Here is a 23,862-nt window from a genome sequence, read left to right as displayed (position 1 = left end):
GAGATCCCGCGTGAAGGCAGCGCTGGGGGAGATGGCCTCCCCGGCCTTGGACCTGAACGACGCCCTCGGCCGGTGCGCCCGGGGCGACCGGCTTGCCCTGCGCGCCATCTATGACAGCGAGGCGCCGCGGATGCTCGGCGTCGCCATGCGCCTCCTGCGGCGGCGCGCGCTGGCCGAGGAGGCCGTGCACGACACGTTCCTGCAGGTCTGGCGCAAGGCCGACAGCTTCGACCCGGCGCGCGGCGACGCCCGCTCCTGGCTCTATGCGATCCTGCGCAACCGCGCGCTCAACATCCTGCGCGGCGAGACCCGCACGGATCTCGTCGAGGATTTCGAGCCGATGGGGCTCGTGAGCGAGGAGGAGAATGCCGAAGCCGTGATGATGCGCCTGTCGGATACGGGAAGCCTGAAGCGCTGCCTGGAGCGCCTGGAGCCGGCGCGCCGCCAGGCCATCACCCTGGCCTATATCCACGGCCTCAGCCACGGTGAGTTGGCCGGGCGCCTCGGCGTGCCGCTCGGGACGATCAAGTCCTGGATCCGCCGGTCTCTGGTATCCCTGCGGGAGTGCATGACATGACGCGGGACGATCAGGACCGTCTGGCCGCCGAGCATGTGCTCGGCCTGCTCGAGGGCGAGGAGCGCACGCTCGCCGAGCGCCTGCTCGACTCTGACGAGAGCTTTCAGGCTCTCGTCCGGCAATGGCGCACCCGCTTCGCGGAATGGGACAACACGGCTGCCGATGTCGTGCCGAGCGATGTCCTGTGGCAGCAGATCGAGGCCGGTCTCGAAGCTCAGCCTGCGGCAGCTGCCGTGCGGCCCGCGCCCCCCGCACGGCGGGAGACATCGCCCGGCTTGCTGCAGGGTTTGTGGAACAGCCTCGCCTTCTGGCGCAGCTTCGGCATGGCCGGTGCGTTGGCCGCGCTCCTGCTCGCGCTGGGCGTGGGCTACTTCGCCGACAAAGCGACCCGCCAGCCGACGCTTGTCGCGGTTCTCATGAACGAGGCCAACCAGCCTGGCGCCGTGCTGCGCACTTTCGCGGATGGGCGCGCCGAACTCACGCCCTTGGGCAACATGGAGATCCCGCACAACCATTCGATCCAGGTTTGGACCTTCCCGGATCCGGCGGGCGCCCCTGTCTCCGTGGGCGTCGTCCAAACGGCGAAGACCGTCCTGCTCGAGCTGCGCAACCTACCCCGGCCGCACTCGAACCAGCTCTTTGCCATCTCGGTCGAACCGCTCACCGGCTCCCCCACCGGCCTGCCCACCGGCCCGGTGGTGATGAAGGGGACGGCGTCCACCGCACTGTGACGGCGCCCTATTTGTGACACGGATCGGCGCAATACTTTCGGCTAATCCGTAAGGAGGATGTCATGACTCCACGCCAGCCGCCTGAGAGTCCGGACGATGACAAGCAGAGCGAACTTCTGCGGGCCGTCCACAGCGCTCTTAACGATATCACGCCCGTCGACGAGCAGCCTGTTCCAGAGACCGAGCAGGACATGCCGCGCCTCGTGAGCAAGGAAGATGCCGAAGTCGAGGACGACCGCATGGAGGCCTATCTGAGGGGCCCGACGGCCTTCACCGCCTAACCTCAAAAATTTTCTTCACGAGAACGCGATCCCGCATCCAAGCGTCCCGATGCGGTGTACCCGCCCTGAAGGTTGAGCCTTCGATCCGCGGCACGACAGCCGGGATCTCCATGCAAACCATTCGGGGACCAGATCCATGAACATTCGCATTGCCTGCATGACCGCCGCTCTTGCCCTCGCGGCGCCGGCTCTCACGCTGTCGCTGTCCGCAACGGCCCAGGAGCAGACCAAGACCGTGGGCGGCGCTCCGATGTATCCGTCGAAGACCATCGTCGAGAATGCCGTCAATTCGAAGGACCACACGACGCTCGTGGCGGCGGTGAAGGCGGCGGGCCTCGTGGAGACCCTGCAGGGCAAGGGCCCGTTCACGGTGTTCGCCCCCACCAATGCAGCCTTCGCGAAGCTGCCCGCCGGCACGGTCGACACGCTGCTGAAGCCCGAGAACAAGGGCCAGCTCACCGGCGTGCTCACCTATCACGTGGTGCCCGGCAGGATGACCGCGCAGGATCTCGCCGCGAAGGTGAAGGAAGGCGGCGGCAAGGCCACCCTGAAGACCGTCCAGGGCGCGACGCTCACCGTCACCCCCTCCGGCAACACCCTCGTCATCACCGACCAGAAGGGCGGCAAGTCCACGGTCGCCATCGCCGACGTGATGCAGTCGAACGGCGTCATCCACGTGGTCGACACCGTTCTGCTGCCGGGCTGATCCCGCTCAGGTCAGCAGATCAAACGAAACAATGTGCAGGGGGCTGCCGGATGAGCAGCCCTCTGCTGTTTTCTTTCCCTGGCAGTCTCAAAGCTTGCCGAGCTTGATGAACTGCGTCTCGCCGGAGGAGTCGTCGACGCCGTCATTGTCGGTGACAATGTAGGCGTCGCCCGCTGCATCGATGGTGAAGCCCTCGACCTTGTCGAGCACGTAGCCTTTGCCCGCCTTCAGGTCGGCCAGAAGATCGCGCACCAGCGTCTTCTGCACGAGGGGCAACTCGCCACCGAGTTTCAGGGGCTTCATGTCGGCCATCGAAACCGCATAGAGCTTCTTCACCTTCGCCTTCTCGGCAATCTGGTTGTCGCGCTCGATGATGATGACGCGATCGCCCGCCGCGGTGATCTCCGAGAGACCGAGCCAGCCGGCCTCGGCGCTGTCGAGCGGATAACGCACGGCGCTCCAGCTCTTGTCCAAAGGCTTGTAGGCGAGAAGCTTCACGGCGTTCTTCCCGTCATCCGCCCATTCGCGCTGAACGGCGAGCCACACGGTCTCGTCGGCGCCCGAACCGGTGACGGTCACGCCTTCGAAGCCGTAGTTCTTCGCGCCTTTCTCGAGATCGACCGCAGGGCGATCTCCTCCTGGATCGCGCCCTTGGCGTCGACCTTGATGAGACGGTTGTAGAGGCCCTTCTCCGGATTGCCCTCGGAAGCAAGCCAGAAGCCCTCATCGGCCGTGGCGATGCCTTCGAGGTCGAGCTTCTCCGCCGCAGCGCCGTTACGGGTGACGAGCGTTTCGCCCGTGATCACCGCAGGCTTCCTTGTGGCATCGATCGTGAGGATGCGGGGCGCGCCCGCATAGACGCTGTCGGTCACCGCGAAGAGCCTGCCGGCCTGGGTCCGGTCCGCCGCGAGGCCGGAAAGCGCACCCCAGGCAATCGGCAGGCCGTCGGCCCTCTTCCCGGAACGGATCGTCGGGTAGGCGGGAGCGGCGCGCTCTGCGCGCTGGTAGATCATCACATGGGGCGCAACGCCGCCGTCCCCGTGCAGGTCGGTCTCGCTGGTGGCGACGAACAGGTTGCGGCTCGGAATGGCGAGCAGCCCCTCAGGCCCGATGCCGGTCGGCAGCACCTGCACGAGTTCGGGCGCCGCGCCTGTGTCGCGGTAGACCCCGACCACCGACGCCCGCTCGGACCCGACGAAGATCAGGTTATCGCTGCCGAAGCGGCCGGTCTCGACACCTTCGATCTCGACGCCCTTCTTGTTGCGTTTATCGGGATAGTGCCCGAGCGAAACAATCTCGTGCTCGAGGCTCTCTCCGGACTCGTACGCAACGCTGCCGTCCCTGTTGAAGATGGTGAAGCTGCGGGAGCCACCCTTCCAGTCGCCTTCGTTCGCCGTCACAAAGCGGCCTGCGTCGATCCAGTGCACCGCATCCGGTTCGCGAGCCACCTTCCCCATGCTGTCTGCGAGTTCGATCTTGCCGTCTTTCTTGGCATCGACCGCCTTCAGGTCGACCGTGCCGGCGGAGAAGTGCGCCTCGATCCTGCCCGCCTTCCCGTCGACCACGACAATGTGGTTGTTCTCCTGAAGGGTGACCACAACCTTGCCCTCGCTGGAGACGTCGGCATATTCGGGTTCCGGATCCTCGCCGGCGACAGCGGCCAGTCCGGTCAGTGCCACGGTCTTCAGGCTCGCGCAGTCGAGATGATCGCCGTTGAGAGAGGCAACGACCAGGGAGCCGGCGGGCAACTGCGGAAGCGCTCCCCCGTTCAGTTCCTCATTGCGCTCGTTCTCGATCGCCACGGCCAGGACGCCCGCATTGACGGCGACGGAGTCCGGCTGGCCGGGCAGCGGGCATTCGGCGGCGGTCTTCCGATCCGCCAAGTTGATTGCCACGAGCTTGCCGCTTGGATTGGTGAAACTCTCGGACGTGTTGACGGCTGCATAGATCTTCTGCCCCACCACCTTCACGGAGGTAGGCTCGCCACCCAGAACCAGCGATCCGCCCGCCTTCGGCTGCGCCGGGTCGGTAATGTCGATGAAGCCCAGCGCCTTGCGCGGGCTGTCCGTGTAGATCAGCAGCTTGCCGTCCTCGCTCGCCGTGATGATCTCAGCGACGGTCTCGGCTTTCGGGTCCCCGTCCTTCGGCACGTTCGCCGTAATGGGGAAGCTGGCGATGCGGTCGAAATACTCGGCCGCCGAGGCGGTGAGAGCAGTGCCGGAGAGAAACGCAGCTGCGAGCGAGCCGACGATGAAGGAGCGATGCATGGGATCCCCGCGAGACGGTCAAGGTTAGCCGGATTGTCATGCGCTCGTCGTATGACAGGCCAATGACGGCGGAGCCCCTCCCAGCGGAACCGCTTTGCACCCAATCCGCCCATCAGGCGTTGTCGAAACCGAAGCCGACCATTAGCTGTTGCTCCATGAGCCACAGTCACGCTTGAACGACCTCGACAGGAGACCTCATGAGCATCGGCCTGATCGCGCTGCTGGACGACATCGCCGGCCTCGCCAAGGTGGCCGCCGCCTCCCTCGACGACGTGACCGCCCAGGCCATGAAGGCGGGCGCGAAGGCGGCCGGCGTCGTGATCGACGATGCCGCCGTGACGCCGCGCTATGTGGTGGGATTTGCCGCAGCCCGCGAACTGCCGATCGTCGGCAGGATCGCCTGGGGCTCGCTCAGGAACAAGCTGCTCTATCTCCTGCCAGCGGCCCTGATCCTGAGCCTCGTGGCGCCCTGGGCCATCACGCCGCTCCTGATGATCGGCGGCGCCTATCTCTGCTACGAGGGCTCGGAAAAGGTGTTCGAAGCCTTCTTCCCGCATCAGGCCCATGAGCATGAAGCGGCTGTCGCTGCCGCAACGCAGACCGCCGAAAGCTTCGAGAACGAAAAGGTCAGCGGCGCGATCAAGACCGATTTCATCCTCTCCGCCGAGATCATGGCCATCACCCTGGCCACGGTGCCGACCGCCTCGTTCTGGATGCAGGCGCTGGTGCTCGCCGTCGTCGGCATCGCCATCACGGCCCTGGTTTACGGGGCCGTGGCCCTTATCGTGAAGGCGGACGATGCCGGCGTGGCGATGGCGACCAGCAACAGGCCGGTCTCCCGCCTGCTCGGGCGCGCCGCGCCCGGTGAGCCTCCCTCGGGTATGGACAGGACTTTGGCGCCTGTTACGAAAGTGCTTGGCCGAGGCCTCGTGAAGGGCATGCCGATCCTGCTCAAGATCCTGAGCATCGTCGGCACTGCCGCCATGATCTGGGTCGGCGGCGGCATCATCATCCACGGGCTGGCGGGCTATGGCGTGGCCGGCGTGGAGCACGCGATCCACGAAGCGGCCGTGAGGGTGGCCCATGCGGTGCCAATGCTGGCGGGCACGCTGGAATGGCTGGTCTCGGCCGCCGCGGCAGGCCTCTTCGGGCTCGCCCTAGGCGGCGTGCTGATCCCGTTGGTGCATTATGTCGCCGTGCCCGTGCTGAAGGCGCTGCGGGGTGGCAGGAAGGCGGAGAAGCATACGGCCTGAGCAGGCCTTCACCCTTCCAATCTCCGGCGGTTCGTACCATATTCGTTCTATGGCCAAATCACCCAAGAAGCCGAAGCTTTCCACCGGGAAAGCCTCCAAGCCCGAGCTGAAGCCGCTGGATCCCTATCTGGCCGAGCTCCTCAATCCCGCGGTCAACCGGGAGCGGGAGGCGGCCGAGGGTTTTGCCGAGCGGGCGCAGGAGACCTTCATCCACGGCGACGTCACCGACGTCGATCCGGCGCTCGCCAAGAAGCTCGGCCTGAAGGGTCCCGACGACGGGCCGGACGTGGCCGAGGAGCTGGGCGACCTCGCCCCCGGCTCCGGCGTCTCGGCCACCGTCGATGCGCTCACCAAGCTTCTGACCGAGGGCGATCCGCGCTTCAAGAACGGCAAGGCCTGGGTGCCGCACCGCCCGCCGCACCCCGAGAAGTCGGAAGGCGGCATTCCGTTCAAGATCAAGTCCGACTTCACGCCCTCCGGCGACCAGCCGCAGGCAATCCGCGAGCTCGTGGATGGCGTGCGCCGCAACGAGCGCGACCAGGTGCTGCTGGGCGTCACCGGCTCGGGCAAGACCTTCACCATGGCCAAGGTGATCGAGGAGACGCAGCGCCCCGCCCTCATCCTCGCGCCGAACAAGACGCTGGCCGCGCAGCTCTACGGCGAGTTCAAGTCGTTCTTTCCCGACAACGCGGTGGAATACTTCGTCTCCTATTACGACTATTACCAGCCCGAGGCCTATGTGCCGCGCTCGGACACCTTCATCGAGAAGGAATCGTCCATCAACGAGCAGATCGACCGCATGCGCCACTCGGCGACGCGCGCCCTGCTCGAGCGCGACGACGTGATCATCGTCGCCTCCGTGTCGTGCATCTACGGTATCGGCTCGGTGGAAACCTATACGGCCATGACCTTCTCCGTGAAGGTGGGCGAGCGCATCGAGCAGCGCCAGCTCATCGCGGATCTCGTGGCCCTGCAGTACAAGCGCATCCAGAGCGACTTCGCCCGCGGCACGTTTCGCGTGCGCGGCGACGTCATCGAGCTCTTCCCCGCCCACTTGGAGGACCGCGCCTGGCGCATCGGCCTCTTCGGCGACGAGATCGAGTCCATCGTCGAGTTCGATCCGCTCACCGGCAAGAAGACCAACGACCTGCAATTCGTGAAGATCTACGCGAACTCGCACTACGTGACGCCGCGTCCCACGTTGCAGCAGGCGGTGAAGGGCATCCAGGAGGAGCTGCAGCACCGCCTGCAGGAGCTTACCCGCATGGGCCGCCTGCTGGAGGCGCAGCGGCTCGAGCAGCGCACGCAGTTCGACCTCGAGATGATCGAGGCCACGGGCGTGTGCAACGGCATCGAGAACTATTCGCGCTATCTCACCGGCCGCAAGCCCGGCGAGCCGCCGCCGACCCTGTTCGAATACCTGCCCGACAACGCCCTCGTCTTCACCGACGAGAGCCACGTCACCATTCCGCAGATCGGCGGCATGTATCGCGGCGACTTCCGGCGCAAGGCGACGCTCGCCGAATACGGCTTCCGCCTCCCCTCCTGCCTCGACAACCGGCCCCTGCGCTTCGAGGAATGGGACGCCATGCGCCCGCAATCGATCCACGTCTCGGCCACGCCCGGCAAGTGGGAGATGGAGCAGACCGGGGGCGTCTTCGTGGAGCAGGTCATCCGCCCCACGGGCCTCGTCGATCCGGTGGTGGAGATCAGGCCGGCGCGCACGCAGGTCGACGACCTGCTGCACGAGGTCAAGGAGCTTTCGGCCAAGGGCTTCCGCACGCTGGTGACCACGCTCACCAAGCGCATGGCGGAGGACCTCACCGAATACCTGCACGAGAACGGCGTGCGCGTGCGCTACATGCACTCGGACATCGACACCCTGGAGCGCATCGAGATCATCCGCGACCTGCGGCTAGGTGCCTTCGACGTGCTCATCGGCATCAACCTGCTGCGCGAGGGCCTCGACATTCCCGAATGCGCGCTCGTCGCCATCCTCGATGCGGACAAGGAGGGCTTTCTCCGCTCCGAGACGTCGCTGGTGCAGACCATCGGCCGCGCGGCGCGCAACGTGGAGGGCAAGGCGATCCTCTATGCGGACCAGATCACCGGCTCCATGGAGCGCGCCATCGCCGAGACCAACCGCCGCCGCGAGAAGCAGCTCGCCTACAACGCCGCGCACGGCATCACGCCGCAGAGCGTGAAGAAGAACATCGCCGACATCCTGGAGAGCGTCTACGAGCGCGACCACGTCTCCGTCGATACGGGGCTCGCCGACAAGACGGTGGGCCACAACCTCAAGGCCGTGATCGCCGACATGGAGAAGCGCATGCGCGAGGCCGCGGCGAACCTCGAATTCGAGGAGGCCGCGCGGCTGCGCGACGAGCTCAAGCGCCTGCAGGCGACGGAGCTTGCCATCAGCGACGACCCGATGGCGCGCCAGAGCGACGTGGAGCGGGAGGCGGGGAAGTATGGCGGCTCGCGCAAATACGGCCGCAGCGCCAACCTGCCGCCGAAGGGGCTGCCGCCCTCTGGCGAAGGCGCCACGGCGGGCGACGAGGATTCCGCCGCTTACGGCCCCCTCGGCAAGGGCCGCTCCGACGAGGGCACCCGCATCCGCAAGCCCGGCCTCGACGAGATGGGCCCCGGCACCGACCGGGAGGTGCCCCTGAACTTCCGCGAGCGCCCGACCGGGCGCTCGACCCAAGGCTTCGCCGGGCAGAAGCCGAAGTACAAGGGCCGCAAGGGGCGGTAGCACCTGCCAGCCCTCAAAAGACAAGGGCCGTGTCTGGTGACACGGCCCTTTGTCCCTGATCGTCTTCCTGCCTACACGTCGACCTTCAGAGGTGCACGAGCGCCAGCGATGTGCTCCATCTCCTCCTCGCTCAATTCGAGAATGGTGAAGGTGGAGACGTTCATCCATGCTCTCGGATCGGAGAGACGCTCATAGGTGCGCTCCGCCTCGGAGGTCGTGGCGGCAGGAATTTGATATTGTTCGTCGGACATGGCTCGACCGGTCCCTGTTGCGAACTCGCTCATACGAGTCTGCGTCAGAATGTTACAATATAGCCTCACGGGCAATAAACCGAAGGTTGCAGTGCTGCGCATCGCGGCTCGATCGGGCCTCGCGAACGGACGTGGGACGAGGGCAGGAGCCTGCCGGACGATGCCTGCGCCTCCCGCTAGCCCGGCGCCCTTTCCAGGATGCCGACGACCACCGGGCCGATGGCGGTGAGCAGAATGGCGGCGGTGGCGGCGGCCTTGGGCAGCAGCAGGCCGGCGCGCTGGGCATCCCGATACCAGCCGCCGCCAATCGTGCGCCATTGCCAGGCGAGGGAGAAGGTCCAGCCCGCCGGATAGGGCCGCCGCTCGCGCCGGCAGATGTCCCACACGATCCGGTCGTTCACGCGGTAGAACGCCAGCGACGCGGCCCCGAACAGCACGAACCAGACCAGAGTCCTGACCATCCCGACGCTCCGGCTTCCCGAACCGTCATGGTGCAGGAACGCCGTGCCCTCTTTATGGCAATGCCCGCGCCCTCACCGCCACGCCACCTCATAGGCCTCGACAGGCGCCGCGAAGCCCTTGAGGACCTTCGGCCCGAGGCTCACGAGGCGGGAGCGGTCGGGTACGAGGCCGGTGAGCGCCTGCGACACCAGGATGGCGTCGGGCGGCGCGCTCTGGCACAGGCGCGCCGCCATCTGCACGGTCGCGCCGAACAGGTCGTTGTGATCGGCCACGGGCTCGCCCGCATCGAGACCGATGCGCACCTGCAGCTTTTCGCGGCTGGCGAGGTTGAAGGCCTCGAAGGCCTGCTGGATGGCCCGCGCGCAATTCACGGCGGCGGCCGCATCGTCGAAAGCCGCCATGATCCCGTCGCCGGTATGCTTGACCTCGCGGCCTCCCTCCCGGTGCAGCGCCCGGCGGACGATGGCGTCGTGCGCCCGGACCATCTCGACGGCGCGCCTGTCGCCGAGCCGCGCGGTCATTCCGGTGGAATCGACGATGTCGGTGAACATGATGGTGCGCATCGCCGGATCGACGCGGCCGTCGCAGCAATGCCCCACGGGCTCCGGATCGGAGACGCGGCCGAGAAAGGCCTCCACGGCCGAGAGATCGACCTCGATCACGTCCCGCGCGACGGCCCCGTGGGCTTCGTCGTGGACCCGCATCGCCGTATCGATGTCGGGCGCGTCGATGAGGCAGAAGGCGGTGCCGCGGGTGTCGTCGAACCAGTAGGTCAGGAACCGCACCCCGTAGCGCCCCTGGACCTCCAGGTCCTTGCGGTGGGCTTCGGCGATGTCGGCGGCGGTCAGGCCCTTCAGGTCGTGGCGGTCGAGATAGATGGGCATCGTTCCCTCCTCTCCCCCGGCCCAGTCTACACAAATCCGCCCCGGCGCGGAATGCTCGCCGGCCCAGGGCCATCCCGGGCCTTTCCGAGCTTCCACGCTCCGGTCCCGGGAAGGCGCCGCGGCCGGGACCCGGCCGATATTCATTCAACCAACCGGTTGACAATCCTCCGCTGCCGGCGCATATTCAACCACATGGTTGAACAACACGCCTCCTCTCTCGACACCGTCTTCCACGCCCTCGGCGACGCCACCCGCAGGCGGATGCTGGCCGATCTGGCGGGGGGCGAGCGCACGGTGAGCCAGCTCGCCGAGCCCTTCGCGATCTCGCTCGCCGCCGCCTCGAAGCACATCAAGGTGCTGGAGAAGGCCGGCATGATCCGGCGCGAGGTGCGCGGCCGGACCCATCTCTGCCGCCTCGATCCCGGCCCCCTCGCCGGGGCCCATGAGTGGCTCAGGCACTACGAACGCTTCTGGACCAGCCGTCTGGATGCCCTCGACCGGCTCCTTCGCGAGGAGGATGCCCGCAAAGCCCCCAAGCCCGAAGGAGACGCCCATGAATGATCTTTCCCCCACGAAGCTCGCCCCCGACGCCTATGGCGTGCTGACCGAGCCCGACACCCTCACGATCCAGCGCCTCCTCCCCGGCCCCGTGGAGCGGGTCTGGGCCTATCTCACGGAGGACGGGCTGCGCCGGCAATGGCTCGCGGCGGGCGAGATGGTTCTGGCGGCGGACGCGCCCTTCACCTTCGTCTGGCGCAACGACGAGCTCACCTCCCCGTCGGGCCAGCGCCCCGCGGGCTCGGCCGAGGAGCACCGGCTGGACTGCCGGATCACCGAGCTCGACCCGCCGAAAAAGCTTTCCATCACCTGGGGCTCCACCGGCGGCGTCACCTTCACCCTCGAGCCCGTCGGCGCAAAGACCCTGCTCACCCTGGTCCACCGCCGCGTGCCCGAGCGCTCGACCCTGCTCAGCGTCAGCGCCGGCTGGCACACCCACCTCGACATCCTGGCCGCCCGCATGGGAGGCACGGAGCCGGAGCCGTTCTGGGACCAGGTTGCCCGCCTGAAGCAGGATTACGAGGGGCGGATTCCGGGGTAACGGGTTTTTTTAGACCGGCCCGAAGCCGGATGCTCTGCGCACGTCGTCATGGCCGTCCCCGGATTAAGTCCGGGGGCGGCCGTTCGCGCTGGACGACCCGATCAACCCGAGCCCTCATCCTGAGGAGCGAAGCGTCTCGAAGGACGAGGGCGCTTCCAGCGCGCACTGGTCCTCCTTCGGGACGCAGCCTCACGGCTGCTCCTCAGGATGAGGCGGGAGCGAGAGAGCGGGTGGACTTTTGGTACAAGACTGGAATGGCAGGCGATTAGCGTTGTCCATGAGGTCGAAGGAGAGCGCCGAAACACGTCGCCAACCCCGAACGCTATCACGCCCGCAATCACCTGCTTAGCCAAGCCTATCAGTCCGATATGGCCAATGCATGGATTATTCCCCACCCGGTGAGGAGGATGTGACGGGGGGCGTCTCTTCTTTCAATCACATCAAGCAGCAGTTTTCTGAGAGTTAGGCCTATCGCTTTGAGTTTGCAGCCTCTCACCAAAGTAGAGTTCGTCGAGGCGAGATGCGGCTTTGTAAAGGGAACTCCAGAACACGGCTTTTGCAGACTTGTCTCTTCGTATAGCCTCAGCGCAGGTGATTAGGAGTTCGGACAGCCTACTAAGATCAACAGTAGTGCTTTCGAGTCCTGCGATAGCCTGAGCTACATGGGCAGCTTCAGAGGCCGTCTCAGGTATGATTGGTCTATTACTTTTGATATCCTTTAAAATGCGGGCTACTCGCCCGACAGGCTTTGCGTAAGCGGTCTTCCTTCCTAGCAAGCGCTCAACCAGATTTCTCCTCGAAGCAACATGAGATGTTTCACGAGCAGCGATTTCCCCGAGAGCCTGTGAAATAGAGAGGCCAGATAGCTTGATATAGTAGAAAATTGGCAGCCATCTCTTAGCGGTGTTTACGGACCGCAAGACATAGGCGAGTGGAAACTGGACTGTGTTTTGGCGCAGGAAGTTCCGTAGGACATCTGCATCATCAACGCTCTCACGGACAATCTTTGTGGCCTCGGAGGTCTTCTCACCCATGTCAATGATAGCCGCCCGACTACCAAGCTCCATAAGGCGTGATATTCCAGTCAAACTTTCTTGGCGTACCCGGCGATCTCTCTCATTAAGGATCTTCCTAAACTCAGCAGGTCGAACAGCCCGAGACTCGCCGGGATATCGATAATAAATAGTTCCCTCTCTGAAATTCTCATCGTCCTTGGCTGCAATTACTGGCCCGTCCACCTCGGGGTGGACGTAAATCGCACCAATAAATTTTCCATCGATAAGACAATGACCAACCTCGATCCGAGGCATAGGCTCCATTGCGGCACGAACCTTTTGGGAGAGATAATTTGGATCATTTTCTAGGAAGCGTCGGCTATCCATTCCTGTTGCTATACAACCCTCATCAGTGACACCAAAGAGGACGTATCCGCCACGATTATTCGCCAAAGCAGATATCGCTCTGAATAGTTTTCCGTTTGGATGGAAGTTCTTCTTACATTCAATGTTATCGGTTTCTTTGTGGTCGAGAGCCCAATTTCCATCATCTTTTCTGATGAAGAGTGACAACAGCTTTCTTTCAGCCGTGGGTGGCAGAAGCGTTATGTCTAAGGCTGCATCTGCAAGATGCTCAATAGCTAAACCTCTATGCTCCGCCCACGATGAGAGAAAGCGATCAAGATCATCGCTTGAAGCCGCAGAAACTTCCGGCCCGTATTCACCATTCTCGATATTAGTAATACGACCGAAATTTACAGGTCTCTGAGGATGGGTGAAGTAAGCTTGGATCTGAGTTTTCTCAAATCCCCGGACCAACATAGCTTTGATCAGCGCGATCTCATTATCTTGGATCGAGCGCTTTCGCCGATTGGTTGTCACCCATACCCCCACAGTGCCTTTTACTAAATCTGATAGCGTACCCAGCATCGAGTCAACCGCGGCGTGCAGTTATCCTAACAAATACACAGAGTTGGTTAGGGCTGTATTCAACTGGTGAAGGGCATCTACTTTAAGGCTAAGGTACCCAGCATACTCCGAGCCGAAACACGCCGCCCCCATCAGCGCTTCTCTTTGATCGAGGAGCGCTTTCATAGCCTAGCGTTGTGCTCCTCCATTACATGCCATGGTGATCGGGCGAAGGCTCGGCGCTCTCTTATCTGGACTACCGGCACAGGGCCGATGATGACGAGCAGATGCTATCCCCAGCGGCCGTGAGGCTGGGAAGGATCCACGATCAGGCTCAACGCCATAGCTCCCCCTCCCCTGGATGGTACCTCCCCCTCGGACCGAGAGCGACACCGCGCATGTTCCCATTTTGTTCTTGACAGTTCGCCTAACCTCAGCTATAACATCACCCATCCTCGTCCGGTGAGGGGCGCGCTCGCGAGGCGTCGCAGATGCGGGACGGGGCGCGGTCCCGCCGCAGGCCTCGCACACCTGTGGTCGCGGGAGGCCGACCCTGGGCGCTGCCGCAGGAGGTCCGCCTGAAAAGAACCGCGCGTGACGAGCAGTTCGGCTCTTCACCTTCCACCATTATCCATCGAGCCGGGCTGCACGACACGCCACCCTCGATTGCCTTCACACCCGGGGCCCTCGCCGGCCCCGGGGCCGAAGGCCCGTGCCTTCATCCAGGCCCTTTTCATTCATTCCCCAACCCATTGCCCGAGAGCTTCATCATGATCGATGACGACGCCATCACCCTGTTCGACATGCCCGATTTCGACGACACCCTGATCCGCCTGTCCAACCTGCTCAGGATGCACCGGCTCTGCCGCCGGCGCACGTGCCGGCGGAACGAAGGCTGCCAGGGCGGCTTCGGCCCGCCCTGCTACCTGCAGTACCGCCACCTCTTCGCCGATGCGGTCCATTGCGAGCTCGACGAGTACCGGGCCTACTGGAAGGAGCAGCGCCGGAGAGCCAAGGCCCAGCCGGCCTGGGAGCATTCCTGACCGGGCTGCCGCGATGAGGAGCGCCCGCGCGGCGCCCCTGGCCGGGCGGGGCACCCGAGGGGACTGGCCCCAGGGTGCGACCCGTGGCGGCCAGCGGGCCGGCGAACGCAAAAAGGGCGGCGCTCCGCCGCCCTTTCCAGGCTTCGTTCGAACATTCTGCACACGGACGCCGCGCCGCGCGGGCCCGCCTCCTCGGCATCCGGCCTGGACAGCGTCGGCAGCCCCCTCCCCCACAAGCCTCGGGCTTGCCCAAGACTTGTCTTTGGTCCGCCGCAAGTCGGGAACACCCGGCTTGCGCTGGAGAGGAGTTGGAGGTGGGGGTGTGAGCGAGTGCCTGTCCGCGTGCGGCGCCCTTCACCTCTCCCTGAGGGAGAGGTCGGACCGTCAGGTCCGGGTGAGGGGTTACAGCCCTCTCCGGCACCCGCTCTCCCCCTCACCCTCGCTGTCGCTCGACCTCTCCCCGCCGCAGGTCGGGTGTTCCCGACCTGCGCCCCAGAAACGGATCTCGGGAACACCCGAGATCCGGGGAGAGGTGATCGGAGCCACGATCTTGAAAGGGGAGCGCCGGCACCCCCACCCTGGCCCTCCCCACAAGGGGAGGGAAGGAGCGCCGTCTTCTTCGCGGCCCGCCCCTTCAGAAGAGGAAGTCGTCGGCGGTCAGGGTGCCCTTGAAGCCCTGCAGCACGATGGTGCCCGTGCCGGTGTCGACGACGGTGCTGCCGCCGTTCACGGCGATCTTGAGCTGCTCGAAGCCGGTGACGGCGATGGCGCGCAGGTCGATGAGGTCGTCGGCCTGGCTGAAATCGCGGATGCGGTCGCGGCCAAAGCCGGAATCGAAGGAGAAGACGTCCTGGCCCTTGCCGCCGCGCAGATAGTCGGTGCCGGTACCGCCGTTGAGCACGTCGTTGCCCTCGCCGCCGAAGAGCATGTCGAACCCGGAGCCGCCGTTGAGCGCGTCGTTGCCGGCGCCGCCCTGCAGGTCGTCGGCGCCCGTGCCGCCATTGACGCTGTCGTTGCCCAGGCCGGCGAAGACGATGTCGTGGCCTGCGCCCGCATCGACCGTGTCGTTGCCGGCATTGCCCCAGAGCCGGTCGCGGCCGTTGCCGCCGATCAGCAGGTCGTCGCCGCTGCCGCCCCAGAGGCGGTCCTGGCCGTCGCCGCCGTCGAGGGTGTTGTTGCCGGCGCCGCCATAGAGGCGGTCGTTGCCGTTGTAGCCCTTGAGGAGATCCGTCGCCTTGCCGCCGCGCAGCACGTCAGCGCCGCGGCCCCCGTAATATCGTGCCATGTCCCAACCTTCACGGTTTGCTTGAAACGTCCATGTCGCAATGAAGCAGAGCAGGTCTGCGCGAACCTGATATCACGTTTCGTAAAGGGACACAGGGGCTTTTTCTCCCATGAGCCGTTTGGTCGCTGGGGCGCGGCGCGGCGCGGCCGGAACGGGCCCGGCCAGGGCAGGACATCCGGGCTCCGGCAGGGCCGAGGGGCCTCAGAGTCGGCCCATCAGCAGCAGGATGATCAGGATGAGCAGGATGACGCCCAGAAGGCCGCTCGGCCCGTATCCCCAGCCGCGGCTGTGGGGCCAGGCCGGCACGGCGCCGATGAGCAGCAGGATGACCAGAATGAGCAGGATGGTGCTGAGCGCCATCGTAGGACCTCCATGACGCGCGGCCGCGAAGGGGCCGCATGGCTATGGAGGAAACTTGGCTGTAGGCCCCGAGGTTCCCGCCGCAACTTGCCTGTGGATGAACCCTGAAGGGGTAGGCGCGCCGCGGAACGATCAATCTGACTTGGCGTTAGCTCCACGGCGATTGGGTGCCGCCGTCCGCGCGACCCCTGCGGGAGGTCGCTTACCCACGATGGTCCAGGACACCCCGATGCAGAAGAAGACCCCGAACCTCATGCCCCATCACGATCCAGAGCCTGTCCCGGGCCTCGACAAGTCCTCCTCGCCGGCCCTGAGCCGTTCGGTTCAGGCCCAGCTCGGCCAGCGGCTGCGCCAGTTCTACGAGGCGCTGGCGCTGGGCGAGCAGCCGGTGCCGGACCGTTTCATCGAGATCATCAACCGGCTCGACGAGCGCAAGCCGGAGAAGCAGTCCTCATGAGCCTCGACATCGATCTGCGCGATTCCATGCTCAAGGCCACGCCGAACCTGCGCGCCTTCGCCATCTCGCTCACGAACAACGTGGACCGGGCCGACGACCTGGTGCAGGAGACCCTGATGCGGGCGATCGCCAATATCGACCGCTTCCAGCCGGGCACGAACATGCAGGCGTGGCTCTTCACCATCCTGCGCAACCTGTTCCATTCCGAGTACCGCAAGCGCCGCCGCGAGGTGGAGGATGCGGACGGGAAATACGCCGCCGCCCTCTCGGTGCAGCCGGACCAGATGCCCCATCTGGACTTCGAGGACCTGCAGAAGGCGCTGGCCCGCCTGCCCCACGACCAGCGCGAGGCGCTGCTGCTGGTGGGCGCCTCCGGCTTCTCCTACGAGCAGGCGGCGGAGATCTGCGGCTGTGCGGTCGGCACCATCAAGAGCCGGGTGAACCGCGCCCGCAACCGGCTCGCCGAGCTGATGCACTTCACCGACATGGAGGAGGATCTCGGCCCCGACCGCGTCACCCTCTCGGTGGTGCAGGCCGTCGCCTGAGGCCGGGCGTCAGGCTGCCTCGACAATCGATTCCATCGACAGGCGCTCCGAACGGCGCGCCTGCTGCTTTAGCGGCGCCGGAACTGCGGGTTGCCGCGCTGCGGCGGGCGCGGACCGGAAGAGGCACCCGTGTCCTTGTGACGGAAGATGAGCCGGCCCTTCTCCAGGTCGTAAGGGGACATCTCGACGGTCACGCGGTCGCCGGCAAGCGTCTTGATGCGGTTCTTCTTCATCTTCCCCGCCGTGTAGGCGATGACCTCGTGCCCGTTGTCGAGCTGCACGCGGTAGCGCGCGTCGGGCAGGATCTCGGTCACAAGTCCTTCAAAGGTGATCAGTTCTTCCTTTGCCATGCAAAGCCTTTCCTCATAACAAAAAAGCCGCCCCTGGACCGGAACGGCTCATATGCAAGAGGACGTGGCGTCCACGTCCTCCGGCATGTAACCCTTACGCGTTCTGCAGGTTCACTGCAGACTGGCGGCCGGTGCGCTGGTCGGTCTGAAGCTCATAAGAGAGCTTCTGGCCTTCGCGCAAGCCGCGCATGCCGGCGCGCTCGAGCGCCGTGGCGTGGACGAACACGTCCTTGCCGCCATTGTCGGGCTGAATGAAACCATAACCCTTGGTTTCGTTGTACCACTTCACGGTTCCCTGTTCCATGGGAAATCCTTTTCACTGTCGTTTGCACGTGGATGACGGACCGGAGCCGGTCATCCGTTAGTCGATAGATGGTAGAGAAGGAACGTGCGCCCGGCAGTGCCAAAGCGGGTAGCCCAGTCGTCCGGCCAAATGTCGATGGGTTTTACCTAGGGTACGGATGGGGCAATTGCAAGGCAAAGGGATCGGGGCCTCAGGCCTGCCGGTTCCCGCGGATCGTGGCGATGAGGCCCTGCAGCGCCTCCTCGCCCTGCGCCGTGAAGCGGATCTCGGCTCCGTCGGCCTCGATGAGGCCGCGGCCCTTGAGTTCCTCCACGGCCTTGTCGTTCGCCTTGTGGCCGGCGCCGTCCCTCTGGACCACGCTGCGGACCGGCTGGCCGCTCGACAGCTGGTGATAGGCGGCGAAGGCAAAGACGGCCAGCGCCTCGTCGCTCAACCCGGACAGATCGGCCATCGTCGACCTCTTTCGTCTTGTTCCCTTTCGCGGACCGGCCGCGCCTCCGGTCAATGCGAGTGCGGCAGGAGCGTTCAAGCGCAGCCTTGGAAAAACGCAGGATCCCGGCCTGTCCGGGCATCAGGAACACCGGCTCCGGCCTCACGTTGGTTGCGCAAGGGCCGCCCCGGAACGGCCCCGAAGCATTCAGGAGGAGCCCATCCATGGCCAATGACCGCCGCTATGACAATCGGGACAACGACTGGCGCGACCGCGAGGACGACGGCTACATCGCCCGGCGCGGCTTCGGCAACCGCAGCGCAGGATACGACCGCGGCCACGGCTCCGACGAGGGTTACGGCCGGCGCCGCGAGCGCGATTTCGGCGATTCAGCCGGCTACGGCACCGGCGGCTCGGCCCTCGACTGGCACGACGTGGTCGGGGACGACCGGGGCGCCGGCCGATCCGTCTTCGACACCGACCGCTCCCGCCGGCGCGATCCGGACCAGCTCGGCCAGGACCGCTACGGGCGGGGCCGCTCCGGCTCGGAGAGCTTCGGCCGCGGCTCCCGCGACGACTACGAGGAGCGCGGCTTCCTCGACCGGGCCGGCGACGAGGTGCGCTCCTGGTTCGGCGACGATGAGGCCGAGCGCCGCCGCGACCGGGACATGCGCGAGGCCGGCCAGCATCGCGGCCGCGGCCCGAAGGGCTACCAGCGCTCCGATGCCCGCATTCTGGAGGACGTGAACGACCGCCTGACGGAAGACCCGCATATCGACGCCTCCGAGATCGAGGTGCGGGTGGAGAACCGGGAGGTGACGCTCACCGGCACGGTGAACAGCCGCTTCGAGAAGCGCCATGCGGAGGACATCGCCGAATCCGTCTCCGGCGTCATCCATGTGCAGAACAACCTGCGCATCCAGCAGGCGGCGGATGCGGGCATCGGCGGGACCACGATGTCGGGCGCGGGAGCTGCCGGCGCCGGCACCGTCGGCACGCCGGAGGGGACCGGCAGCGGCGCAGCCGCATCGGGCGGACGCCGGACGGGCGGCTCCTCGGGCAGCGGTGCCTGACCTTTCCCGGCCCGAGGGCCTGACCCATTTACCAGGATGCGCTTCTTTCCTTGGGGAAGAGGCGCATTCGTCGTACCAAGGCCTCTGCCTTTCCCTGATCCTTGTGGGACCCCATATGGGAGGGGATAGACGAGGACGAACATGGCAGGCATTTCCGTCACGCTTGAGGGCGACAACATCCAGCTGGCCTTCCAGAAGGGCGAGCAGTCGACCGCCGTGGTCATGGATCCCCACGCCGCCCGCTCGCTGGTCAGGGCCGTGAGCCAGCTGCTCTCCGCCATCGGCGAGGGTGGGGAAGACAGCGGCGACATGCCGGAAGAACTGGTCGACGTGACCTCCCAGACCATCGACGTCGGCATGGACGAGCACGGCATGGCCGTGGTGGCGCTCCAGGCCGGCATGATGCCGCCCTTCCTGCTGCGCCTGAAGGACGACGAGGCCCGGCACATCGCCAACAGCCTGCTCGAGATCCTCAACAGCCCACGGGACGTCAGGGTATCCCACGGAGACCATTGAGTTTACCAATCTTCCGCGTGGTAAGTAGAAAAGTATTGCGCTGAATAGCCCGGCCTGACATAGGTTATTTTATAACTTTTCTTTCGCCGACGGGTGCCGGTTCATCCGCGGCCGGGACATTGTCATGGCGAATTGGTCAGCAGGTTACGTCGTCGACGTTGAATACACCCACGGCTTCTATCAGGAGCTGACGCCGAGCCTGCTCGGCTTCCTCGCTCTTCTGCAGGGCGTCCAGACGCCGGACCTGAGCTCGTCTTCCCTGACCTATTGCGAGCTGGGCTGCGGCCAGGGCTTCTCGACCAACCTGCTGGCAGCCGCGAACCCGCACATCCAGTTCCACGCCACGGACTTCAACCCCGGCCACATCGTCGGCGCGCAGACCCTCGCCCAGGCGGCGGCGCTCACCAACGTGCGCTTTTACGACGACAGCTTCGCCGAGTTCCTGACCCGCGGCGACCTGCCCGATTTCGACTTCATCACGCTTCACGGGATCTACAGCTGGATCTCGCCGGAGAACCGGCGGACCATCGTGGAGTTCATCCGCCGCAAGCTGAAGCCGGGCGGTCTCGTCTACATTTCCTACAACTGCATGCCCGGCTGGGTCTCCATGCTGCCGCTCCGGCGCCTGCTGGTGGAGCACACGGCAGCCCGGGGAGCGCAGCTTTCGCCGCAATCCCGCGCGTCGACTTTCCTCGATATGGCGGACAGGTTCGGCAAGCTCGACATGCGCTACTTCGCCAACCATCCCAAGCTTGCGAGCCGGCTCGACAAGCTCAAGAACCACCATCCGAACTACATCATCCACGAATATTTCAACCAGGAATCCAACCCGTTCTACTTCATGGACCTCGCCGAGGAGCTCGCGGAGGCGAAGCTCACCTGGGTCGGACCCGCGAATGCGCTGGACAGCCTCGACGAGATCAACCTGACCAAGGAGCAGCGGGAGTTCCTGTCCGGCATCGACAGCGTGGCCCTGCGCCAGATGACCCGGGACCACATGATCGACCAGCAGTTCCGGCGCGACATCTTCGTCAAGGGTCCCGTCCGCCTCGCCGCCCATCAGGTGCGGGAAAAGTGGCTCGACATGCGCTTTGCCCTGTCGGCCCGGGGCGCGAGAATTCCGCGCGAGCTGCGGGGCATGCGGCATGCGGTGAAGCTGCAGAGCGGCATCTACGATCCTCTGATCGCCGCCCTTGGGAGCGGCCCTCGCACCCTGCGCGAGATCGTGGCGGATCCTGCCCTCGGCGCCATCGGCATCAACCGGCTCATCCAGGCGCTCACCATCCTGGTGGCGCTCGGCGTCTGCCATCCCTGCCTGCCCGAGCCGGGCGTGCTCGAGCGGAAGCTTCACACCGACCGGTTCAACAGGGCCGTTGCCGACGAGTCCCGCTTCGAGCGCAAGTTCGGCTATTTCGCCTCGCCCGTCACGGGAGGCGGGCTGGCAGCCGAGCGCATGAACCAGCTGATGTGGCTTTCCTTGAGCGAGAAGAACCCTGACATGGCAGGCTTCGTCGGCAAGGTTCTGTCGGAGGCCGGCCAGCGCCTCCTCAAGGAAGGCAAGCCGCTGCAAGGGGAGGCCCATGAGGCGGAGCTTCGGCAGCGCGTCGCCGATTTCGAGCAGAACATCCTCGGCATCTGGACCTCGCTCGGGCTCGGTGCCCCCTCCCCGGCGAAATCGGTGGAGCAGCGGCGGCTGCGGGCCTGAGCCGGAATCGCCCCTCCGGCATTAAGCTGGGCCGGTGCGGAACTTCGTGAATGCCATTCTGTTGTCGAACGCGGGCCATTCTTGGCCGCGCATCGGACAAAGCCCATGGCAGTTCACGACCCAGATCTCCCTTCGACCGCATACCCGTCCGTCCCCGTCATGGACGCCAAGGCGGAGCCGACGCTCAAATATCCTGAGTCCGAGGCTTTCTATGCGGAGGCACTGCGGGAGCTGAACACCCTCGGGCTGCCCTTCCTGCTTGCCGGCACCTACGCGCTCTCGGCCTATACGGGCATCACGCGCCCCACCAAGGACCTCGACATCTTCTGCAAGGCCGGCGACTACACGCGCGTGCTCTCGCATTTCAAGAGCCTCGGCTACTCCATCGAGATCGAGGACGACCGCTGGCTCGGCAAGGTCTTCAAGGGCCAGTACTTCTTCGACGTGATCTTCGCCTCCTCGAACGGCACCATGCCGATCGGCGATCCCTGGTTCGAGCATGCGCGCCAGATCGAGGTGTTCGGCATTCCCGTGCGCATCGTCGGGCCGACGGAGCTCGTCTGGTCCAAGTGCTTCATCCAACTGCGCCACCGCTACGACGGCGCGGACGTGGCGCACACGATCCTCAAGGCGCACGACCAGATCGACTGGCATGGTCTTCTGGCCTACATGGAAGTGCATTGGGAGGTGCTGCTCATGCACCTGCTCAACTTCCGCTGGATCTATCCGTCCGAGCGCGACAAGGTTCCGCGCTGGGTGATGGACGAGCTTCTCGACAGGCTTGCCAAACAGCTCGATCTTCCGCCGCCGCAGATGAAGGTCTGCCGCGGGCGGATGTTCTCCCGCATCGACTACGAGATCGACGTCAAGCAATGGGGCTTCGCCGATGTGGGCGGCGAAGGTGAATGGCGGAATGAATGACGTGCAGACGCCTTTGAAGGTCGCAGCCATGGGCGATCTTCATGTTCGCGAAGACAATGCCGAATCCTACCGCGATCTGTTCGGGGAGATTTCCCGGGAGGCGGATGTGCTGGTGCTCGCCGGAGATCTGACGGATCTCGGCAAGCCGAGGGAGGCGGAGCTTCTGGCACAGGACCTGAAGGCCTGCTCGATTCCCGTCGTCGGCGTGCTCGGCAATCACGATTACGAATGCGGCGCGCACGAAGAGGTGGCGCGGATCCTGCGCGATGCGGGGATGAGGCTGCTCGATGGCCAGTCCGTCGAAATCGGCGGCGTCGGCTTCGTGGGGGTGAAGGGATTTGCCGGCGGCTTCGGCCGGCGCATGCTGGGCTATTTCGGCGAACCCGCCATGAAGCAATTTGTCAACGAGACCATGAACGAGACGCTGCGGCTCGAGAACGCGATGCGTCAGGTGCGCGCCAAGCGCTCCGTGGTCATTCTTCATTACGCGCCGGTCACCGACACGATCGAGAGCGAGCCGCTGGAGATCTATCCTTTCCTCGGCTCCTCGCGGCTTGCCGAGACCATCGACCGCTTCAAGGTCAACGCCATCGTGCACGGTCATGCCCATCGCGGCCGCTTCGAGGGCCGCACCCCCGGCGGGCAGCCGGTCTACAACGTGGCCAAGCACATCGAGAAGCCGAACGGCAAGCCCTACGCCATTCTCGAAGTCTGAGCGGGGCACCTGCCCCGCCCGCTGTCTTCGGGCACAGCCTCAGTAGCGTATGCCGGGGTCGGTTGGATTGCCGGGCAGGTAATCCGGTTCGGAGCCCGGTCCCTTGGGGTCGCTGATGCCGGGATCGTTGACGGGATAAGGGGTGCGGGGCCCGGTCGGGCCGATATCCGGCTCCTCGTCCGGAACGATGCCGGGCGGCACCTCGCTCGGAATGTTGCCGCCGGGCAAGGGCTCGTTGGTGGGAGCTCCTGGATTGACCATCGTCATCCCTCCTCGCTTCGGAAGTTTGTGACTGGGTCAACAGGCCCGTGCAGGCAGGGTTCCGATCACCGCTTCCGCACGGAACCTCTCCCTCATCCACCCGTTGCCCGGCAGTCCCCCACGAACGACGGAGAGCACCATGCCTGACATCAAGCAGGCCCGGATCCTCATCATGGCCACCGACGGTTTCGAGCAGTCGGAACTCATGGTTCCGCAGGAGAAGCTGGCAGCGGCCGGCGCGACGGTCGAGGTTGCCGCCCCGAAGTCGCGGATGAAATCAGGCAAGATCTACGGCTGGGACGAGAAGGATTGGGGCAAGACCGTCCCGGTCGACAAGGACATCGAGGATGTGAACCCGGCCGATTACGACGCGCTCGTTCTGCCGGGCGGGCAGATCAATCCCGACAAGCTGCGCGTGGAGCCCAAAGCCATCGAGATCATCCGCGCCTTCTACTCCTCGGGCAAGCCGGTAGCCGCGATCTGCCATGCGCCGTGGCTTCTCATCGAGGCCGGCATCATCAAGGGCAGGCAATGCACGTCCTACCACTCGATCAGGACGGACGTGATCAATGCCGGCGGCCAATGGCGCGATGAGACCGTCGTCGCCGATCAGGGCCTCATCACCAGCCGCAATCCCGGCGATCTCGACGCTTTCGTGAACAAGATCATCGAGGAGGTGCGCGAAGGCTCGCATGCAGGCCGGCGCGAAGCGGCGGAGTAAGCGACC

27 protein-coding genes and 1 pseudogene are annotated in these 23,862 nt (G+C 65.2%); 17 read left to right on the top strand and 11 right to left on the bottom strand.

Annotation, left to right across the window (positions count from 1 at the left end; all coding sequences use genetic code 11):
- The first annotated feature begins 31 nt into the window (after nt 1-31).
- The 4 genes from GR303_RS19630 (at nt 32) to GR303_RS19615 (ending at nt 2,295) form a co-directional block, all read left to right on the top strand.
- Complete coding sequence (locus tag GR303_RS19630; protein ID WP_161725165.1) at nt 32-577, top strand: sigma-70 family RNA polymerase sigma factor; 546 nt, start codon at nt 32-34, stop codon at nt 575-577.
- Complete coding sequence (locus GR303_RS19625; protein ID WP_161725081.1) at nt 574-1,308, top strand: anti-sigma factor; 735 nt, start codon at nt 574-576, stop codon at nt 1,306-1,308. The genes GR303_RS19630 and GR303_RS19625 overlap by 4 nt, the downstream gene beginning before the upstream one ends.
- A 62-nt stretch (nt 1,309-1,370) precedes the next feature.
- The gene (locus GR303_RS19620; RefSeq protein ID WP_161725083.1) at nt 1,371-1,589 is read left to right on the top strand and encodes a hypothetical protein; all 219 of its coding nucleotides are present in this window, start codon (nt 1,371-1,373) and stop codon (nt 1,587-1,589) included.
- Nucleotides 1,590-1,725: 136 nt separating this feature from the next.
- Nucleotides 1,726-2,295 carry a fasciclin domain-containing protein gene (locus tag GR303_RS19615; protein WP_201752149.1) on the top strand — a complete coding sequence of 190 codons (570 nt, stop codon included), beginning with the start codon at nt 1,726-1,728 and terminating at the stop codon, nt 2,293-2,295.
- 87 nt (nt 2,296-2,382) lie between these two features.
- On the opposite strand, the pseudogene GR303_RS19610 reads toward GR303_RS19615, so the two are convergent.
- Nucleotides 2,383-4,562: pseudogene (locus tag GR303_RS19610) on the bottom strand (esterase-like activity of phytase family protein).
- A gap of 197 nt (nt 4,563-4,759) precedes the next feature.
- Here GR303_RS19610 and GR303_RS19605 point away from each other — a divergent pair.
- Nucleotides 4,760-5,815, top strand: coding sequence for a DUF808 domain-containing protein (locus tag GR303_RS19605; RefSeq protein WP_161725085.1), 1,056 nt, complete (start codon nt 4,760-4,762; stop codon nt 5,813-5,815).
- Nucleotides 5,816-5,864: 49 nt separating this feature from the next.
- Nucleotides 5,865-8,570, top strand: a complete 2,706-nt coding sequence (gene uvrB / locus GR303_RS19600) for an excinuclease ABC subunit UvrB (protein ID WP_161725087.1) — start codon at nt 5,865-5,867, stop codon at nt 8,568-8,570.
- Nucleotides 8,571-8,641: 71 nt separating this feature from the next.
- Here the strand turns inward: uvrB and GR303_RS19595 are convergent, their stop codons facing one another.
- The 3 genes from GR303_RS19595 to GR303_RS19585 all read right to left on the bottom strand — a co-directional run bounded on the left by GR303_RS19595 (nt 8,642) and on the right by GR303_RS19585 (nt 10,167).
- Complete coding sequence (locus GR303_RS19595; RefSeq protein ID WP_161725089.1) at nt 8,642-8,821, bottom strand: hypothetical protein; 180 nt, start codon at nt 8,819-8,821, stop codon at nt 8,642-8,644.
- Nucleotides 8,822-8,997: 176 nt separating this feature from the next.
- Nucleotides 8,998-9,282 (bottom strand): hypothetical protein, encoded by a 285-nt coding sequence (locus GR303_RS19590; protein WP_161725091.1) that lies wholly within the window; start codon nt 9,280-9,282, stop codon nt 8,998-9,000.
- Nucleotides 9,283-9,354: 72 nt separating this feature from the next.
- Nucleotides 9,355-10,167 carry a nickel-binding protein gene (locus GR303_RS19585; RefSeq protein WP_161725093.1) on the bottom strand — a complete coding sequence of 271 codons (813 nt, stop codon included), beginning with the start codon at nt 10,165-10,167 and terminating at the stop codon, nt 9,355-9,357.
- Nucleotides 10,168-10,359: 192 nt separating this feature from the next.
- Between GR303_RS19585 and GR303_RS19580 the strand changes: the two genes are divergently transcribed.
- Nucleotides 10,360-10,728, top strand: coding sequence for an ArsR/SmtB family transcription factor (locus GR303_RS19580; RefSeq protein WP_161725095.1), 369 nt, complete (start codon nt 10,360-10,362; stop codon nt 10,726-10,728).
- Entirely contained in the window at nt 10,721-11,266 is a 546-nt protein-coding gene (locus GR303_RS19575; protein WP_161725097.1) for an SRPBCC family protein, read from the top strand. The genes GR303_RS19580 and GR303_RS19575 overlap by 8 nt, the downstream gene beginning before the upstream one ends.
- Nucleotides 11,267-11,706: 440 nt before the next feature.
- On the opposite strand, the gene GR303_RS19570 is transcribed toward GR303_RS19575, so the two are convergent.
- Complete coding sequence (locus GR303_RS19570) at nt 11,707-13,191, bottom strand: AlbA family DNA-binding domain-containing protein (protein ID WP_161725099.1); 1,485 nt, start codon at nt 13,189-13,191, stop codon at nt 11,707-11,709.
- Between the two features lie 749 nt (nt 13,192-13,940).
- Between GR303_RS19570 and GR303_RS19565 the strand changes: the two genes are divergently transcribed.
- Nucleotides 13,941-14,213 (top strand): hypothetical protein, encoded by a 273-nt coding sequence (locus GR303_RS19565; RefSeq protein WP_161725101.1) that lies wholly within the window; start codon nt 13,941-13,943, stop codon nt 14,211-14,213.
- 634 nt (nt 14,214-14,847) lie between these two features.
- Here the strand turns inward: GR303_RS19565 and GR303_RS19560 are convergent.
- Nucleotides 14,848-15,498, bottom strand: a complete 651-nt coding sequence (locus tag GR303_RS19560; RefSeq protein ID WP_161725103.1) for a calcium-binding protein — start codon at nt 15,496-15,498, stop codon at nt 14,848-14,850.
- 201 nt (nt 15,499-15,699) lie between these two features.
- Nucleotides 15,700-15,858: a DUF3309 family protein gene (locus GR303_RS19555; RefSeq protein WP_099510964.1), complete on the bottom strand. Its 159-nt coding sequence runs from the start codon at nt 15,856-15,858 to the stop codon at nt 15,700-15,702.
- 229 nt (nt 15,859-16,087) lie between these two features.
- On the opposite strand from GR303_RS19555, the gene GR303_RS19550 reads away from it, so the two are divergent.
- On the top strand, nt 16,088-16,315 hold the full coding sequence (locus GR303_RS19550; RefSeq protein ID WP_161725105.1) for a NepR family anti-sigma factor: 228 nt from the start codon (nt 16,088-16,090) through the stop codon (nt 16,313-16,315).
- Entirely contained in the window at nt 16,312-16,860 is a 549-nt protein-coding gene (locus GR303_RS19545) for a sigma-70 family RNA polymerase sigma factor (RefSeq protein ID WP_201752148.1), read from the top strand. Before GR303_RS19550 ends, GR303_RS19545 begins: the two co-directional genes overlap by 4 nt.
- A gap of 68 nt (nt 16,861-16,928) precedes the next feature.
- Here the strand turns inward: GR303_RS19545 and infA are convergent, their stop codons facing one another.
- The 3 genes from infA to GR303_RS19530 all read right to left on the bottom strand — a co-directional run bounded on the left by infA (nt 16,929) and on the right by GR303_RS19530 (nt 17,965).
- A complete protein-coding gene (gene infA / locus GR303_RS19540) occupies nt 16,929-17,210 on the bottom strand; it encodes a translation initiation factor IF-1 (protein ID WP_161725107.1) in 282 nt (93 codons plus the stop codon).
- A gap of 94 nt (nt 17,211-17,304) precedes the next feature.
- Nucleotides 17,305-17,514 (bottom strand): cold-shock protein, encoded by a 210-nt coding sequence (locus GR303_RS19535; RefSeq protein ID WP_027314980.1) that lies wholly within the window; start codon nt 17,512-17,514, stop codon nt 17,305-17,307.
- Between the two features lie 190 nt (nt 17,515-17,704).
- The gene (locus tag GR303_RS19530) at nt 17,705-17,965 is read right to left on the bottom strand and encodes a hypothetical protein (RefSeq protein WP_161725109.1); all 261 of its coding nucleotides are present in this window, start codon (nt 17,963-17,965) and stop codon (nt 17,705-17,707) included.
- 203 nt (nt 17,966-18,168) lie between these two features.
- Between GR303_RS19530 and GR303_RS19525 the strand changes: the two genes are divergently transcribed.
- The 5 genes from GR303_RS19525 to GR303_RS19505 all read left to right on the top strand — a co-directional run bounded on the left by GR303_RS19525 (nt 18,169) and on the right by GR303_RS19505 (nt 22,874).
- Entirely contained in the window at nt 18,169-19,017 is an 849-nt protein-coding gene (locus GR303_RS19525; protein ID WP_161725111.1) for a BON domain-containing protein, read from the top strand.
- Nucleotides 19,018-19,158: 141 nt separating this feature from the next.
- A complete protein-coding gene (locus tag GR303_RS19520) occupies nt 19,159-19,533 on the top strand; it encodes a hypothetical protein (RefSeq protein ID WP_161725113.1) in 375 nt (124 codons plus the stop codon).
- Nucleotides 19,534-19,657: 124 nt separating this feature from the next.
- Nucleotides 19,658-21,238, top strand: a complete 1,581-nt coding sequence (locus tag GR303_RS19515; RefSeq protein WP_161725115.1) for a methyltransferase regulatory domain-containing protein — start codon at nt 19,658-19,660, stop codon at nt 21,236-21,238.
- A gap of 105 nt (nt 21,239-21,343) precedes the next feature.
- Nucleotides 21,344-22,159, top strand: coding sequence for a nucleotidyltransferase family protein (locus tag GR303_RS19510; RefSeq protein ID WP_246205697.1), 816 nt, complete (start codon nt 21,344-21,346; stop codon nt 22,157-22,159).
- Nucleotides 22,152-22,874: a metallophosphoesterase family protein gene (locus GR303_RS19505; RefSeq protein ID WP_161725118.1), complete on the top strand. Its 723-nt coding sequence runs from the start codon at nt 22,152-22,154 to the stop codon at nt 22,872-22,874. Before GR303_RS19510 ends, GR303_RS19505 begins: the two co-directional genes overlap by 8 nt.
- A gap of 39 nt (nt 22,875-22,913) precedes the next feature.
- Here the strand turns inward: GR303_RS19505 and GR303_RS19500 are convergent, their stop codons facing one another.
- On the bottom strand, nt 22,914-23,135 hold the full coding sequence (locus GR303_RS19500) for a hypothetical protein (protein ID WP_161725120.1): 222 nt from the start codon (nt 23,133-23,135) through the stop codon (nt 22,914-22,916).
- A gap of 139 nt (nt 23,136-23,274) precedes the next feature.
- On the opposite strand from GR303_RS19500, the gene GR303_RS19495 reads away from it, so the two are divergent.
- Entirely contained in the window at nt 23,275-23,856 is a 582-nt protein-coding gene (locus GR303_RS19495) for a type 1 glutamine amidotransferase domain-containing protein (RefSeq protein ID WP_161725123.1), read from the top strand.
- The last annotated feature ends 6 nt before the right edge of the window (nt 23,857-23,862 follow it).

Origin of the sequence: Microvirga arsenatis, assembly GCF_009910705.1 — a bacterium.
Classification (GTDB): domain Bacteria; phylum Pseudomonadota; class Alphaproteobacteria; order Rhizobiales; family Beijerinckiaceae; genus Microvirga; species Microvirga arsenatis.
This window is presented reverse-complemented; position numbering and strand designations above follow the sequence as displayed.

Excerpts from the sequence above, each read along its gene's own strand:
- GR303_RS19560 (WP_161725103.1), bottom strand. The coding sequence starts at position 15,498 with ATGGCACGATATTACGGGGGCCGCGGCGCTGACGTGCTGCGCGGCGGC.
- GR303_RS19555 (WP_099510964.1), bottom strand. The coding sequence starts at position 15,858 with ATGGCGCTCAGCACCATCCTGCTCATTCTGGTCATCCTGCTGCTCATC.
- GR303_RS19535 (WP_027314980.1), bottom strand. The coding sequence starts at position 17,514 with ATGGAACAGGGAACCGTGAAGTGGTACAACGAAACCAAGGGTTATGGT.
- GR303_RS19620 (WP_161725083.1), top strand. The coding sequence starts at position 1,371 with ATGACTCCACGCCAGCCGCCTGAGAGTCCGGACGATGACAAGCAGAGC.
- GR303_RS19530 (WP_161725109.1), bottom strand. The coding sequence starts at position 17,965 with ATGGCCGATCTGTCCGGGTTGAGCGACGAGGCGCTGGCCGTCTTTGCC.
- GR303_RS19575 (WP_161725097.1), top strand. The coding sequence starts at position 10,721 with ATGAATGATCTTTCCCCCACGAAGCTCGCCCCCGACGCCTATGGCGTG.
- GR303_RS19545 (WP_201752148.1), top strand. The coding sequence starts at position 16,312 with ATGAGCCTCGACATCGATCTGCGCGATTCCATGCTCAAGGCCACGCCG.
- GR303_RS19495 (WP_161725123.1), top strand. The coding sequence starts at position 23,275 with ATGCCTGACATCAAGCAGGCCCGGATCCTCATCATGGCCACCGACGGT.
- infA (WP_161725107.1), bottom strand. The coding sequence starts at position 17,210 with ATGGCAAAGGAAGAACTGATCACCTTTGAAGGACTTGTGACCGAGATC.
- GR303_RS19585 (WP_161725093.1), bottom strand. The coding sequence starts at position 10,167 with ATGCCCATCTATCTCGACCGCCACGACCTGAAGGGCCTGACCGCCGCC.
- GR303_RS19505 (WP_161725118.1), top strand. The coding sequence starts at position 22,152 with ATGAATGACGTGCAGACGCCTTTGAAGGTCGCAGCCATGGGCGATCTT.
- GR303_RS19580 (WP_161725095.1), top strand. The coding sequence starts at position 10,360 with ATGGTTGAACAACACGCCTCCTCTCTCGACACCGTCTTCCACGCCCTC.
- GR303_RS19615 (WP_201752149.1), top strand. The coding sequence starts at position 1,726 with ATGAACATTCGCATTGCCTGCATGACCGCCGCTCTTGCCCTCGCGGCG.
- GR303_RS19520 (WP_161725113.1), top strand. The coding sequence starts at position 19,159 with ATGGCAGGCATTTCCGTCACGCTTGAGGGCGACAACATCCAGCTGGCC.
- GR303_RS19510 (WP_246205697.1), top strand. The coding sequence starts at position 21,344 with ATGGCAGTTCACGACCCAGATCTCCCTTCGACCGCATACCCGTCCGTC.
- uvrB (WP_161725087.1), top strand. The coding sequence starts at position 5,865 with ATGGCCAAATCACCCAAGAAGCCGAAGCTTTCCACCGGGAAAGCCTCC.
- GR303_RS19590 (WP_161725091.1), bottom strand. The coding sequence starts at position 9,282 with ATGGTCAGGACTCTGGTCTGGTTCGTGCTGTTCGGGGCCGCGTCGCTG.
- GR303_RS19550 (WP_161725105.1), top strand. The coding sequence starts at position 16,088 with ATGCAGAAGAAGACCCCGAACCTCATGCCCCATCACGATCCAGAGCCT.
- GR303_RS19525 (WP_161725111.1), top strand. The coding sequence starts at position 18,169 with ATGGCCAATGACCGCCGCTATGACAATCGGGACAACGACTGGCGCGAC.
- GR303_RS19515 (WP_161725115.1), top strand. The coding sequence starts at position 19,658 with ATGGCGAATTGGTCAGCAGGTTACGTCGTCGACGTTGAATACACCCAC.
- GR303_RS19500 (WP_161725120.1), bottom strand. The coding sequence starts at position 23,135 with ATGGTCAATCCAGGAGCTCCCACCAACGAGCCCTTGCCCGGCGGCAAC.
- GR303_RS19565 (WP_161725101.1), top strand. The coding sequence starts at position 13,941 with ATGATCGATGACGACGCCATCACCCTGTTCGACATGCCCGATTTCGAC.
- GR303_RS19625 (WP_161725081.1), top strand. The coding sequence starts at position 574 with ATGACGCGGGACGATCAGGACCGTCTGGCCGCCGAGCATGTGCTCGGC.
- GR303_RS19605 (WP_161725085.1), top strand. The coding sequence starts at position 4,760 with ATGAGCATCGGCCTGATCGCGCTGCTGGACGACATCGCCGGCCTCGCC.
- GR303_RS19595 (WP_161725089.1), bottom strand. The coding sequence starts at position 8,821 with ATGTCCGACGAACAATATCAAATTCCTGCCGCCACGACCTCCGAGGCG.
- GR303_RS19570 (WP_161725099.1), bottom strand. The coding sequence starts at position 13,191 with ATGCTGGGTACGCTATCAGATTTAGTAAAAGGCACTGTGGGGGTATGG.
- GR303_RS19630 (WP_161725165.1), top strand. The coding sequence starts at position 32 with ATGGCCTCCCCGGCCTTGGACCTGAACGACGCCCTCGGCCGGTGCGCC.